This window comes from Pseudomonas sp. BN505, assembly GCF_029873175.1.
GTDB lineage: Bacteria > Pseudomonadota > Gammaproteobacteria > Pseudomonadales > Pseudomonadaceae > Aquipseudomonas > Aquipseudomonas putida.
In genome coordinates, this window is the sequence record NZ_SSOI01000053.1 from 1 (window position 1) to 12734 (window position 12734).

A 12734-nucleotide genomic window follows, 5' to 3' on the forward strand; every position below is an offset into this window, starting at 1 on the left:
TACTCGGTGTCGTTGGCCAGTTGCAGCGCCTCGGCTTCGTCCTTGAACGGGATCAGGCACACCACCGGGCCAAAGATTTCTTCCTGGGCAATGCGCATCTTGTTGTTCACGTCGGCGAATACGGTGGGCTGGATGAACTGCCCCTTGGCCAGGTGCGCAGGCAGGTTGGCCGGGCGCTCCAGGCCCCCGGCGACCAGGCGTGCACCTTCTTCGATGCCAATGCGGATGTACCCGGTGACCTTGTCATAGTGCTGCTGGGTGATCATCGAACCGACCTGGGTTTTCGGGTCGGTCGGGTCACCTACGATCAGGCGCTTGGCGCGCGCCGCAAACTCTGCGACAAACTGCGGGTACACGCTTTCCTGGATGAAGATGCGGCTGCCGGCGGTGCAGCGCTCGCCGTTCAGCGAGAAGATGGTGAACAGCGCGGCGTCCAGCGCACGCTCAAGGTCTGCGTCTTCGAAGATCAGCACGGGCGACTTGCCGCCCAGTTCCATCGAGTACTTTTTAAGGCCTGCGGTCTGCATGATCTTCTTGCCGGTGGCGGTACCGCCGGTGAAGGAAATGGCGCGCACATCGGGGTGGCGGACCAGGGCATCGCCGGCGGTAGCGCCGTAACCCTGGATCACGTTCAGCACCCCGTTGGGGATGCCGGCTTCTACCGCCAGGCGGCCCAGTTCGTTGGCGGTCAGCGGCGACAGCTCGCTCATCTTCAGCACGGCGGTGTTGCCCAGCGCCAGGCACGGCGCAGTCTTCCAGGTAGCCGTCATGAACGGCACGTTCCATGGGCTTACCAGGCCGCACACACCCACCGGCTGGTACAGGGTGTAGTTGAGCATCTGGTCGTCGACCGGGTAGGTATGGCCGTCCATGCGCGTGCACACTTCGGCGAAGAAGTCGAAGTTGTGCGAGGCACGCGGGATCAGCACGTTCTTGGTCTGGTGGATCGGCAGGCCGGTGTCGAGGGTTTCCAGCTCGGCGAGTTTCGGCACGTTCTGCTCAATCAGCTCACCCAGCTTGCGCATCAGCCGGGCACGTTCCTTGGCCGGGGTGTTGGCCCACTTGGGGAAGGCTTCCTTGGCCGCAGCCACAGCCTGGGCCACTTCCTCGGCGCCGCCGCTGGCGACTTCGCAGATGGCGTCGCCGGTGGCCGGGTTGTAGTTGACGAAGGTGTCTTTGCTCTCGACCTCACGGCCGTTGATCCAGTGCTTGATCATGCTGCTCATGCCTTGTTGTTCTTGAAGAAGTCAGCTTCGCTGACGATACGGTTGACCAGGCGACCGACGCCTTCCACTTCCACCACCACTTCGTCACCCGGCACCACATCGGCCAGGCCTTCTGGCGTGCCGGTGGCGATCATGTCGCCCGGTTGCAGGGTCATGAAGCTGGAGAAGTATTCGATGAGGTGCGGGATGTCGAAGATCATGTCCGCGGTGGTGCCTTCCTGCTTCAGCTCACCGTTGATCCAGGTGCGCAGCTTCAGGTTGCTGACGTCTGGCACATCGGCCGCATCGACGATCCACGGGCCGACCGGGGTGGTGGCGTCGCGGTTTTTTACCCGCAGGTTGGGGCGGTAGTAGTTTTCCAGGTAGTCGCGGATGGCGTAGTCGTTGCACACGGTGTAGCCGGCTACATAGTCCAGGGCGTTTTCACGCTTGACGTTTTTTGCCGGCTTGCCGATGACCGCGACCAGCTCGCACTCGTAATGCATGTACTCGACGTTGTCTGGGCGCCAGGTGACCTGGTTGTGGCCGGTGTAGGTGCCCGGCGACTTGATGAAGGCCAAGGGTTCGGTGGGTGGCGCGAAGGCCAGCTCCTTGGCGTGGTCGGCGTAGTTCAGGCCCAGGGCGAACATGCTGCCGGTGGCCGGTGGCAGCCAGGTGACCTGGTCCTGATGCACTAGGCGGCCATCGGCCAGGCGCAGGTGATCGTCTTCGACAGTAACGTCATGAACCTGGCCGTCGAACTGGATACGGGCGTGTTTCACAGGTAATTCCTCACTCGGCGACGATGTAGTTGGTCAGCTTGCCCAGGCCGTCGATCTCGATATCGACGCGGTCACCTGGCTGGACATCGACGCGGCCCTCGGGGGTGCCGGTGATCACGATGTCGCCGGCGTGCAGGGTCATGAACTCACTCAGTTCGGCAATCAGTTGCGGGACGCTGCGTACCATGTTGGCGGTGCTGTTCTCCTGAGCGACTACACCGTTCACATACAGCTTCAGGGTCAGCTGATGTGGGTCGGTGATGGCTGATACCGGGACAAGGTCCGGACCTATGGCGCAGAAGCCGTCGCGGCATTTGGCCTTGACCGCAGGGCGGTAGTAACTGTCTTCCGGCAGGCTGTATTCATTGACGATGGTGTACCCGGCCACGTGCGTCAGCGCATCGGCCACGCTCACTCGGCTGGCGTCCTTGCCTATCACAACGCCTAGGGCAGGGCCCGGCTGGAGGCGTTCGCCGCCAGCGGGATGGATGACTTCTGCGCCGTGGGAGTTACGAGTGTTCGGGGTCTTGATGAACAGTACCGGCTTAACTGGCGCCTGTTTGTAGGGCGGCTGTTCGAACTCGGTAAGACGCTGCTGCAGCAGACCGTTGTAGTTCAGCGCTACGCCGAACAAGGTGCCGTTTGCAACGTCATGCAACGCATGGCTCATGCTTCTCTCCTGGCAGGTGGGGCAGCGCGCTGCCCCCAATATTCGTTAATGTGTTAACGTTATAGTTAATATGTTAACGAAGGTCAAGGGCTCTGCTGCCGATCTGACGCGAGGCAGCCGTCGTTGACCCTCACCTCAGGCTGAAAAACCCTGGAACCGATGTGCCGCGTCCGTCCTGCTCATTCAAAACTGTCTTCAGGCTCGGATGGAAAATGTGTGCTGCTTGTTGTTGGCGGTGACCGGGGGCATTCACAGTATTGTTGTTGATCGTTGATAATGACTCTATTCTTGCGAACTTCCATTACTAAGGTCCCACCATGTCCAGTACGCCACCTTCACTCACATTGAGCCTTCTCCAGGCCAGGGAGGCTGCGATGGCATTTTTCAGGCCATTGCTTAACGAACATGATCTGACCGAGCAGCAGTGGCGTGTTATCCGCATACTCAGCCAGCAAGGCGAGCTTGAGAGTCATCAGTTAGCCCAGTTGGCCTGTATACTAAAACCCAGTATGACAGGCGTTCTGAGTAGGCTAGAACGAGACGGGTTGGTGCTTCGGAATAAAAGTTCACAGGATCAACGGAGAGTCTTTGTCTCCCTTACTGAGGTGGGTGAAAGATGCTATACCTCTATGCGCGAGGGAATGGAGCGTAACTATCAGAAAATCCAATCTCAGTTTGGAGAGGCTAAGCTGCAGCAGTTAATGGATCTGTTGAATGAGCTCAAACGTATCGAGCCTTAAACCCGCACGCGATGTGCGACGCTGCCGCGTGGATCAAGCCGTCACGCGGCGCGTGCTGGTTAAAGGTTGCATTGGCGGCTAGGAGCTCGTAATCGCAGGCAGATAATTTCCTGCCCATGAACGGCACCAAACCTATGCGCCATCATTCATGTGACACTCTTGCGGCAAGTGGTGCTGAAATTCTTGATGCTACGGCGCTTAATAAGCGTATACGAATCTAAGCTGAAGAGAATTTTCCATTTTAGCCCCTTCACTGACTACCGTGTCGTGCATAAGCTGACCAAGTACTTGGACTTGGGGGGTAAGGGACGTGGCCAATGAAAAAACCAATGCTCCGTTATTTCGGTTGGTGGTTAAGGTGGTTCCCGAAAGTGAAGTTTTACTGCCCCAACTATGCCGATAGGTGACTGCAGCCCAAGTGTCTGGCGTTAAATGGTACCGCAGGTGGTTGTGAAGCTGGAATAATGGATCCTTGGAACTGCGTGTATGAACGCTTTTAGAATAAAATTCGGTTTCTGCAATGACATCCCAACTGATTTTCGAAGATAGTCTGCGTAGGTAGGCTATCTGGAAGTCTGCGGCATATCGATCATCGCTGAGAGAAAAACCTTCATTGCGGTGGCTACCGGTAGGGGCAGTGAAAAATGCCGACCAGCCCAGGTACCTATCGCGCTGACGATCAGCGATCGTCCAGACCGTTGCGCCAACTGATGCATCGCCAACCCCCGACATTTGATTGTTGTCGCCAATCCGCTGCCTGCCATAAGGGATAAAGAATTGCGGGGCCCATGTGTAGCCGGTGTTGAAAAACTGAGCGAAATGAACGTACTTGAAAACCCCTAGATCTAACTTCAGATCAAGTTTTTGCGGGCTCTTCTTGCCGTTGGTGTAATAGTCTTCAGCTCGGAGGTTTTGCTGGTAGAAAATCAGAAGGTCAGTGCCATTAGGTAATGCGGTGTAATCGCCGGGATCCGGTTTTACATCTGCCCAAAGCACATTTGAAAGGGCGAGTAGGCTGAAACTCGCAGCAAGGCGCTTAGTGTGTAACATTGTCGTCTCGGCTGTTATTTTTATTATTGATGAGTGCTATTCTCAGTCTCCAAGTGCGGAGCTGATCATGCTTTGATAAACGGATGAGCGGGCATTTAGACGCCAGCCTCTGTTGTGAGGCTGGCGCTTGTCATTTATTTAGTGCTCTTGAAAGTAACCAATTTGTCCGCCAGTAATGAACGCTGGGATGTGATCATTTTGGCTTCGGAGGGCTTTGGTCCAATCGTCATGCTGACTTTGAGCATCCAGCACACCAGTGATATTGCCGTGATCGTCGAGCAGTAGCATAGCGCCATATATGATGAATACGACATCAGTTTCTTCGGTGTTGTGGTCGGCGACCTTTAGCGTATGGACCGAACCTGGTGGCTCATAAAGGTACGAGCCTGCGGTGCTCGATGGCGACCCAACGTGCTCCAAATAGGTCCATTCACCCTTCAAGGTGTAGGCATGCACCGCGCCGGTATGTTTATGAGGGGGCAATTGCACGCCAGGAGCAAAGCTGATCCGTACGGCGAATACGCCACCCTCGACATCTGCCTGAAGTAACTTCAGGTTTAGACCTTCCGCGTAGTAGTCGCGGGCGAAGGGAAACGCGTCGGTGTCTACGTGCAACGACATAGGCAGTGGAGCATTCATAGAAGCGGTCATGGGTATCTCCTCGTTATTATATTTTGGCTTGAACTTACAGTGGCTACCCGTTGTAGGGAATTGTGGCCAGCGTGCCGCCATCAATCGGCAGTGCAACGCCATTAATGAAACTTGCATCGTCCGAGAGTAGGAAAACTACGCCAGCCGCGATTTCCTCAGGCTGTGCAACGCGATGCATTGGCGAAACGCTGCCCATGCCTTTCAGGCCTTTATTCAGGTCGCCGTCAAAGGTCTCATGAATGATTTTTCGCAGCATGGGGGTATCAACCATCCCAGGCATTACGCAGTTCAAACGAACATTTGTGCCAGCGAGGTCGGCGGCACCTGTGCGCACCATCCCCAGCACGGCGTGTTTAGCTGCGGTGTATGCGATCGAACCAGCTAGTCCACGTGCGCTCGCGATGGAGCCGGTGTTCACGATGGAGCCGAAACCTTGTTTCACCATGATCGGCAAGACATAGCGCATTCCAAGGAAGACACCTTTCAAGTTGACTGCTATGACCTTGTCAAAATCAGCCTCCTGAAACGTCAGAACTGAGCACATAGGCCCTTCGATGCCGGCGTTATTGAAGAAAAAGTCGATGCGGTCAAAGGTGTTGCTTGCCTGGGCAACGTAGGCCTGGACCGATGCGTCTTCAGAAACATCGGCTACCGCAAAGTCGCATTCGCCACCCAGTGCGCGGATCTCGTCTACCAACGTTTTGAGCGCGACTTCATTGCGGTCGACAAGCAGGAGCTGGGCTCCTTCGGCAGAAAGGCGTCTAGCGGTTGCACTGCCGATACCACCTGCCGCGCCGGTGATAATGCCCGCTTTGCCTTGAAAGTTACCATTCATCGTGTTGCTCGCTTTTGTTGTTGGTTTGAGCAGACTATAAGCATGATCGAGCGGTTGTTAACATGTGCATGAAAATTGCCCGGTAGGATTTGGTAAGCGTGGCAGGAATTGTCATCAGTAAAATGGGAGTGCAAATGCCTGGAGTACTTGAACGAAGCGAGGGAGCGTCAGCGTTTGAAGCCCTTCGATCAAACCCTAACGCGGAGTTGAAGTGGCGACTGGACGATGCACAGGGCAGACCAGCGGCGGCGATGTGGCATGCGAATGATCTGGAGCTCAGCGAGGCTGCCCTTGAGGAGGTCCGATTGACCTACCACATTGCGGGTAGTACCCGAGTCGACAGCATTCACCAAGGACGAAGAGCATGTGCGGGCGTCAAAGCGCGCTCCTTGGCCATCACCGGGCCCGGCTCTTACGAATGGCGATTGCACGGCACGCTTGATTTCGCGCAGCTTTATCTCTGGCCAGACAGTTCCGGCGAAGATGAGTCAACACTGGCAATCAAGCCCATGCCTGCCTATTTTCGTAATGCTTTAGGGGCTAAGGATCCTTGGATCGAAGGACTTTTCTTGATGCTCTTGTCCTATCCCCTCGAGGAAGGGCACCGTCGAGCGGAACTGCTGCGTGGTATGCACGAGAAGATCGTGGAGCATTTGCACCTGCGATACTCCACCTTGGATCGGCCCTCAGGCGTCAGCCGCCTGACGGTGCAAGGCGGCCTCTCCTCGGAGGTGCTTAGGCGAGTGCAGCAGGAAATGGCGGAGCATCTGTCGGATCCCCTACGGGTATCAGACCTCGCAAGACTCTGCGGATGTTCGGAGAGTCATTTTTATCGCGCTTTCAAAGAGTCTGCAGGCCGTTCACCCTATCAATACCTGCTGGATCTCCGTGTACAGGTCGCGCGCGACCAACTCGCGAAATCGGATGTGCCGATTTCTGAAATTGGCCGTAACGTGGGTTTCCCCAACGCAGCGAAATTCAGCGCGGCATTTGCGGACCGACAAGGTGTCACGCCAAGTGCTTACCGACGCCTCAATTCCATCAGCTCATGAAATTGTCAAAAAGCTCTTTCGTCATCTGGCGAAGCCAGATATTCGCGGGGTCGTGATGGTGTCGGGGATGCCAATACTGGCGCAGGGAAAATTTCGGTAGTGGCATCGGGGGCTCCAGCATTCTAACGGCATTGTAACGTTCAAAAACCCGGGCCAATTCCCTGGGCACGGTCGCGACCAAGGTAGGGTTGTTTTCAAGGATCATCGGCACCATCAGGAAGTGCGGAGTGGTGAGGTAGATGTCGCGTTTTACTCCCCCTTCGTCGATCGCCCGATCGTACAGGCCGCTTCGATCCGAGAGCGTCACAGATACATGCTGCATGCTAAGAAAACGTTCGATCGTAAAATCAGTTTGGGTCATCGTGCTCTTGTGGCTCACGATGCAGGCGAAGGTGTGGGGGAACAGTTCTTGTCGGAACAATTCGGGCGCTTCCAGATATGGCGAACCGAGTGCCAAATCGGCGTCTCCTGACTCCAGGCAGGCCGCAATTTTCTCGCTGGGGGCCTGGATCGTGCGGATGCGGCAGTGCGGAGCGATGCTTCGTAATCGCTCGATCAAGCGCGGCAAAAAAACCAACTCTCCCATATCGCTCATGCAGAAGCTGAAGACCCGCCGGGATGTAGCGGGATCGAAAGAAGCCTGAGTCATGAGCTTTACCCGCACAGTAGAGATGATCTCTAGCACCAGCGGGGCCAAGCCTTCTGCGTACGGGGTAGGGCGCATAACATCGCCAACTCTGACAAACAGGGGGTCGGCATAAAAATCTCTCAACCGACGCAGCGCGTGACTCATGGCGCTCTGGGTCAAGCCAAGCTGATCAGCGGCCTTGGTGACGCTGCCTTCACGTAATAACGCATCGAATGCAAGAAGAAGATTCAAGTCGAGTTTTCTTTCATGTATGTCATGCATGCTGTGTATGCGCCGTATGATCTGTGCGCATGCATGATCAGGTCATATCATCAATCTGGCAAGCCACCCCCGCGGTGGATATCTATAAAAAGAATTGGTGATGAGGTCTTTGTATGCTTCTGAAAAACGCCTGGTATGTGGCCGCTTGGTCGTCTGAGGTCCCCAGCGGGGGCTTTCTCGCCCGCACGCTTTTGAACGTTCCTGTGACCCTTTGGCGAGATACCAGCGGCAAGGCAATTGCGTTTGAGGACCGTTGCTGTCACCGCGGTGCTCCTCTGTCAAAGGGTCGCCTGGAGGGCGACAGTGTGCGCTGCATGTATCACGGCCTGGTATTCGACACCAGCGGTGCATGCATAGAAATCCCCGGTCAGGATCGTATTCCCCCCCAAGCCAAAGTGCGGACATTTCCGATCGTGGAACGGCACAAATGGATCTGGATCTGGATGGGCGATGTGGCACTCGCTGACGAGTCGCTAATCCCAGATACGCACTGGCTGGACGATCCCGAATGGAGAAGCTTGGAGGGGTATACCCACTATGCGACCAACTACTTGTTGATTGCCGATAATTTGCTCGACCTTGCCCACTTGCCCTATGTCCATCCGACTACTCTGGGCGGTGACGAAGCATATGCAGCCTGTATTCCTGAAGTTAAAAAGCTTCCCAATGGTGTACGAGTCACCCGTTGGGGGGAGGGCATCAAGCCTGCTCCTTTTGTGCAGAATGTGAAGAACTACCCTGGCATGGTGGACCGTTGGAACATCTACGACTTTATTCTTCCAGGTATTTTCCTGATGGATTCGGGCATGCAGCCAACGGGATTGGGCGCAAAGGAGGGCGCGCGCGTTGACGCGGCAGAATTCCGTAGTACCCAGGCACTGACACCGGAAACGGATACCTCGACCCACTATTTCTTCGCACAACCTCACAACTTCTCGCTGGACGAGCCTGCGGTAACAGAGGCGATCCATCAGCAGGTGATCACGGCCTTCAAGGAAGACAGTGAAATGATCCACGCCCAGGATCACAGTCTTAATTTGATGCCTGACTTCAAGATGATCCCTATTGGGGCCGATGCAGCGCTGTCCTACTTCCGCTGGCTGGTCGCCAAAACCTACGCCGCCGAGCAGGCAGCGTCGAATCCAGTACAAATTCAGGAGGTCGCTCGTGGCTGAGTGGCGGGAGGTCCGCATCGAGTCGGTCGCTCAGGTAGCAGAGGGCATTCTCGATATCCTGCTCTGTCCAATCACTGAGCAGCCGCTCGTACTCGCTGAGCCAGGCGCGCATATTGATGTGCGCCTGCCTAATGGTCTTATCAGGCAATACTCGATTCATCAGTGTCACGGCGCGGGTGGAGGCTACCAACTTGGCATCGGGTTGGCAGTTCCATCCAGAGGAGGCTCTTCGTTCATCCATGAGCACTTCAAAGCTGGACAAACTGTAGAGATCAGTGCGCCGCGCAATCATTTTGGTTTGGACACCAACGCTCCCGGCTATGTGTTTATCGCGGGTGGAATTGGCATAACCCCGGTCTTGAGCATGATCCGATGGTGCGAGGTGCACGATAAGCCCTGGCAGTTGTTGTACTGTGCACGTAATAGGGCTCGTGCCGCTTACTACCAGGAGATACCAGCAGATCGGGTGACATTGCACCTTGATGACGAGCATCAGGGGCGGCCGGATTTGAAAGCCTTCATTGGCCAGGCCAGGCCAGGAGAGCATCTGTATTGTTGCGGCCCTGCACCACTAATGGATGCAGTTGATGATGTAGCCCGGGCGGTGATGCCGGCTCAGAATATTCATTTTGAGCGATTCTCCGCGCCTGTTGCAGATGTTGATTCGCAGCGAAACGGCCAGGACTCGAGCTTCACGATCGCATTGGCTCAGAGTGGCGTGGAATATACTGTGCCTGCCCAATCCAGCGTATTGGATGTGCTTGAAGCAGTGGGCGTATCAATGCCTTATTCCTGTCGGGAGGGGCTCTGCCGTACCTGTGAATGCACCGTGCTGGAAGGGGAGGTCGACCATCGGGATTACGTACTGAGTGATCAGGAGCGCGACAGTAACCAGGTGATGTTGCTGTGCGTCTCGCGGGCGCGATCCTCCAAGCTTGTATTGGATCTATAGTCGTACTTTTCCCGATGCAGTAGATCATGGTTATCGGAGTTTCTTATGAAATCAGCTGAGCTTAATGAGATCCATGCGCTCCTGAATGCTCGCAAATCAACCCCTCCAGGGTCTCTTCAAGAGGCGCGGAAAGGGTATGATCAACTGTGTGCAATGTTTCAGCCGCATGCGAGTCTCAGGTTTGAGTCGCTTGAACTGGGAGGGGTGCCAGCACTTCGTGGTGCCACTGCCAACTGCCCGACGGTGGGTAACACGATACTGTACGTCCATGGCGGTGGTTTCATGGTTGGCAGTGCAGCAGGTTTCAAAGGCCTTGCTGGCTCACTTGCGCTTCACGCAGATGCCCAGGTTTTTGTTCTGGATTATCGTCTCGCACCCGAGTATCCATTCCCTGCCGGACGAGATGACGTCCTTCGGGCCTACAAGGCGTTACTGGCAGCGGGGATACCTCCCCAAAAAATTGCTCTGGCTGGTGACTCTGCGGGCGCGCAACTTATTCTAAGCAGCCTGCTTGAGGCTAAGGCCCAAAACGTGAGTCTCCCTGGCGCCATCTTGGCGCTCTCGCCTTGGGTTGATCTAACCCTTTCAGGGGGCTCGCTCTACAGTAAGGCCGATGATGACGTATTCCTGTCTGCGGCCAAACTCACCGGATGCGCCCAGGCTTACTTTGGAGCGGGCAATGCTTCCGACGAGGCCAGCGTCGTACTGACGGGGGACTTGCAGGAGTTTCCACCGTTGATGATTCAGGTCGGTTCTGCAGAGATTCTCCTGGACGATGCGCTCCGCTTGGCCAATCATGCCATTTCAAATAATGTGATGACCCGTCTGGAGGTTTGGCCAGACATGTTCCACGTCTGGCACGCTTTTGCTCCAAGGCTACGGGAGGGGCGAGAGGCTCTGGCTCAGGCTGGTGAATTCTTGAAACAGCATCTCCAGTCTCACTGAAGCCATCAATTAGGCCGGTCGCTGTTCATGACCTGAACAGCTGCTGGTGGTTTTATGCAGAAGGTCTATTTCAGGCCGAAACTTAGGCCTTCTTGCTAGCCGCATGCTCCCGCGCACTCTGCAAAGAGCCTTCGAGCAAACGTGAGTTGTCATAAGTGCGTCTGATCGTGCAAGCGACACGAGCTTTCCGAAGCAGATTGGGAGATGGTCGAAGACCTCTTCACCGCTTATCGAGTACATGTGGTTGAGACCACGGATCCTTACGCGATCAATTTCAACCCTGTCGCGAGCAAAATCGGATTTTCAGAAGCGTGCTGGTCGAGACTATTTAGTATACGCAATTGAGCAAGGCCACCCCTATCAGAATGGTTAGATCCGGGAGGACATTTGAGCTGAGGTGGAAAAGTTACGGAGGTCTGACCTGTTGGTCCTGAACTCCCCCATCTATTGGTTCTCAATGCCTGCGATGATTAAGGGGGGGCGAAAAGGTCTTCCTATCGAGGCTTTTCTATGGGCTTCGACGGATTTTTAATCACGGCGGCATGGAGGGAAAGCAAGCGCTGGTCTGTGCCAGACTGGTGGCCGGGAAGCGATGTTCGGATACCCTGGAAACTATTCTGACGCCTTTTCTCAAAGGCCCCTTAGGCTACGCTGGGGTTGACGTGCTTGAAAAATTTTTCAACTTCCATATTCCATACTTGGATAGCAGCGTACGCAGCGAGGTTTAGGCCGAGTGGCAGGCCTGCCTAGTGAACCTGTCCACTCGCCAAGCGCTACCTATGCCAGACCTTGCGCATTACAACGAGCGGCTGCAACTGCGCTAGCAAGTCCTTCGATCATGGATCACAACGCTTTTGGTTGAATTTAATAACCCAGAGTTTCGTGTGGTCACGGTATCAATACCGGTAGCTTATATCAACTCTGTCGATCAGGCGCGTCATGGCGGCGAAAACGTCTTCCCCTGCACCGTATTTCGGATGAATGCTCAGGTTTTCGCGAACGCAGCTCTCAAGTACAGGTTGCGGTATATTGATCGGGATGCCCATGCTCATAGTGGCTAGTTGAACTTCACAAGCTCGCTGTACCAGCCACATGAGCGAAAAAGCTTCGGCTAGCGTATGGCCGATGACGACCGGGCCATGATTTTTCAGGAGCAAGATCGGCTTGTGTCCTGCGCTTTGAACAATTCGCAAACCTTCATCCGCATGGACGGTTATGCCTTCAAACTCATGATAGGCCACGCGTCCGTGCAACATCGCGGCGTAGAAGTTGCTGTAGCTGAGCCCTCCCTCCAGGCTGCAAACCGCGAGGGTAGGGGTAGTATGCATATGCATTACACAATGCCCAGTAGGGACATGTTGGTGAATTGCCCCGTGGAAAGTGAAGCCTGCCGGATTGATCGGCCAGTCGGATGCTTCAACAAGGGCCCCATTGACGTCGACTTTTATCAGGTTTGAAGCGCGGACTTCACTGTAATGCAGGCCGAAGGGGTTGATTAAAAAGTGCGCGTCCGGCCCTGGGACACGTAAAGAAATGTGATTATAGATGGACTCCGACCAGCCCAAGTAATCAAAGATTCTGTAGCATGCTGCGAGTTTGACCCTGGCTTGCCATTCGAGCTCGCTGTATTTAAGAGGGCGGTTGAAATAGTGTGCGGTGGACAAGGCGAGTCTCCTTGCAAAAAGTGGATGGTAGAGATTGATGAGGCGACATTTGCAGGTTGCAGGTTAGCGAGCTCAAAAGGTTCAGCGGTAGCCGAATTAAGCG

Annotated in this window: 13 protein-coding genes; 5 read left to right on the plus strand and 8 right to left on the minus strand. The window is 55.2% G+C overall.

Annotation, left to right across the window (positions count from 1 at the left end; translation table 11 throughout):
* From E8E78_RS17770 to E8E78_RS17780, 3 genes are all read right to left on the minus strand, one after another.
* Positions 1-1217 (minus strand): aldehyde dehydrogenase (locus tag E8E78_RS17770; protein WP_280313868.1); only part of this gene is annotated, 1217 nt, incomplete at its 3' end.
* A gap of 5 nt (positions 1218-1222) precedes the next feature.
* On the minus strand, positions 1223-1987 hold the full coding sequence (locus E8E78_RS17775; protein ID WP_179027728.1) for a fumarylacetoacetate hydrolase family protein: 765 nt from the start codon (positions 1985-1987) through the stop codon (positions 1223-1225).
* Positions 1988-1997: 10 nt separating this feature from the next.
* Positions 1998-2657 carry a fumarylacetoacetate hydrolase family protein gene (locus tag E8E78_RS17780; protein WP_179027727.1) on the minus strand — a complete coding sequence of 220 codons (660 nt, stop codon included), beginning with the start codon at positions 2655-2657 and terminating at the stop codon, positions 1998-2000.
* 317 nt (positions 2658-2974) lie between these two features.
* Between E8E78_RS17780 and hpaR the strand changes: the two genes are divergently transcribed.
* Positions 2975-3397, plus strand: coding sequence for a homoprotocatechuate degradation operon regulator HpaR (gene hpaR / locus E8E78_RS17785; RefSeq protein WP_159266359.1), 423 nt, complete (start codon positions 2975-2977; stop codon positions 3395-3397).
* Positions 3398-3595: 198 nt separating this feature from the next.
* Here hpaR and E8E78_RS17790 read toward each other — a convergent pair whose 3' ends face one another.
* The 3 genes from E8E78_RS17790 to E8E78_RS17800 form a co-directional block, all read right to left on the minus strand.
* The gene (locus tag E8E78_RS17790; RefSeq protein ID WP_179027726.1) at positions 3596-4447 is read right to left on the minus strand and encodes a transporter; all 852 of its coding nucleotides are present in this window, start codon (positions 4445-4447) and stop codon (positions 3596-3598) included.
* 138 nt (positions 4448-4585) lie between these two features.
* Complete coding sequence (locus E8E78_RS17795) at positions 4586-5098, minus strand: 2,4'-dihydroxyacetophenone dioxygenase family protein (protein ID WP_179027725.1); 513 nt, start codon at positions 5096-5098, stop codon at positions 4586-4588.
* A 43-nt stretch (positions 5099-5141) separates the two neighbouring features.
* Positions 5142-5933 carry an SDR family NAD(P)-dependent oxidoreductase gene (locus E8E78_RS17800; RefSeq protein ID WP_159266356.1) on the minus strand — a complete coding sequence of 264 codons (792 nt, stop codon included), beginning with the start codon at positions 5931-5933 and terminating at the stop codon, positions 5142-5144.
* A gap of 305 nt (positions 5934-6238) precedes the next feature.
* On the opposite strand from E8E78_RS17800, the gene E8E78_RS17805 reads away from it, so the two are divergent.
* On the plus strand, positions 6239-6985 hold the full coding sequence (locus E8E78_RS17805; protein ID WP_159266355.1) for an AraC family transcriptional regulator: 747 nt from the start codon (positions 6239-6241) through the stop codon (positions 6983-6985).
* On the opposite strand, the gene E8E78_RS17810 is transcribed toward E8E78_RS17805, so the two are convergent.
* On the minus strand, positions 6975-7895 hold the full coding sequence (locus E8E78_RS17810; protein WP_159266354.1) for a LysR family transcriptional regulator: 921 nt from the start codon (positions 7893-7895) through the stop codon (positions 6975-6977). The two genes, E8E78_RS17805 and E8E78_RS17810, sit on opposite strands and share 11 nt — an antisense overlap.
* Before the next feature lie 113 nt (positions 7896-8008).
* On the opposite strand from E8E78_RS17810, the gene E8E78_RS17815 reads away from it, so the two are divergent.
* Genes E8E78_RS17815 through E8E78_RS17825 form a run of 3 tightly spaced genes read left to right on the plus strand, consistent with a single transcriptional unit; the run spans position 8009 to position 10967 of the window.
* Positions 8009-9070, plus strand: coding sequence for an aromatic ring-hydroxylating dioxygenase subunit alpha (locus E8E78_RS17815; RefSeq protein WP_179027724.1), 1062 nt, complete (start codon positions 8009-8011; stop codon positions 9068-9070).
* Positions 9063-10022: a PDR/VanB family oxidoreductase gene (locus tag E8E78_RS17820; RefSeq protein ID WP_280313877.1), complete on the plus strand. Its 960-nt coding sequence runs from the start codon at positions 9063-9065 to the stop codon at positions 10020-10022. Before E8E78_RS17815 ends, E8E78_RS17820 begins: the two co-directional genes overlap by 8 nt.
* Before the next feature lie 45 nt (positions 10023-10067).
* Positions 10068-10967 (plus strand): alpha/beta hydrolase, encoded by a 900-nt coding sequence (locus E8E78_RS17825; protein ID WP_159266351.1) that lies wholly within the window; start codon positions 10068-10070, stop codon positions 10965-10967.
* An 896-nt stretch (positions 10968-11863) separates the two neighbouring features.
* On the opposite strand, the gene E8E78_RS17830 is transcribed toward E8E78_RS17825, so the two are convergent.
* On the minus strand, positions 11864-12631 hold the full coding sequence (locus tag E8E78_RS17830; RefSeq protein WP_179027722.1) for a class II aldolase/adducin family protein: 768 nt from the start codon (positions 12629-12631) through the stop codon (positions 11864-11866).
* Positions 12632-12734: the final 103 nt, after the last annotated feature.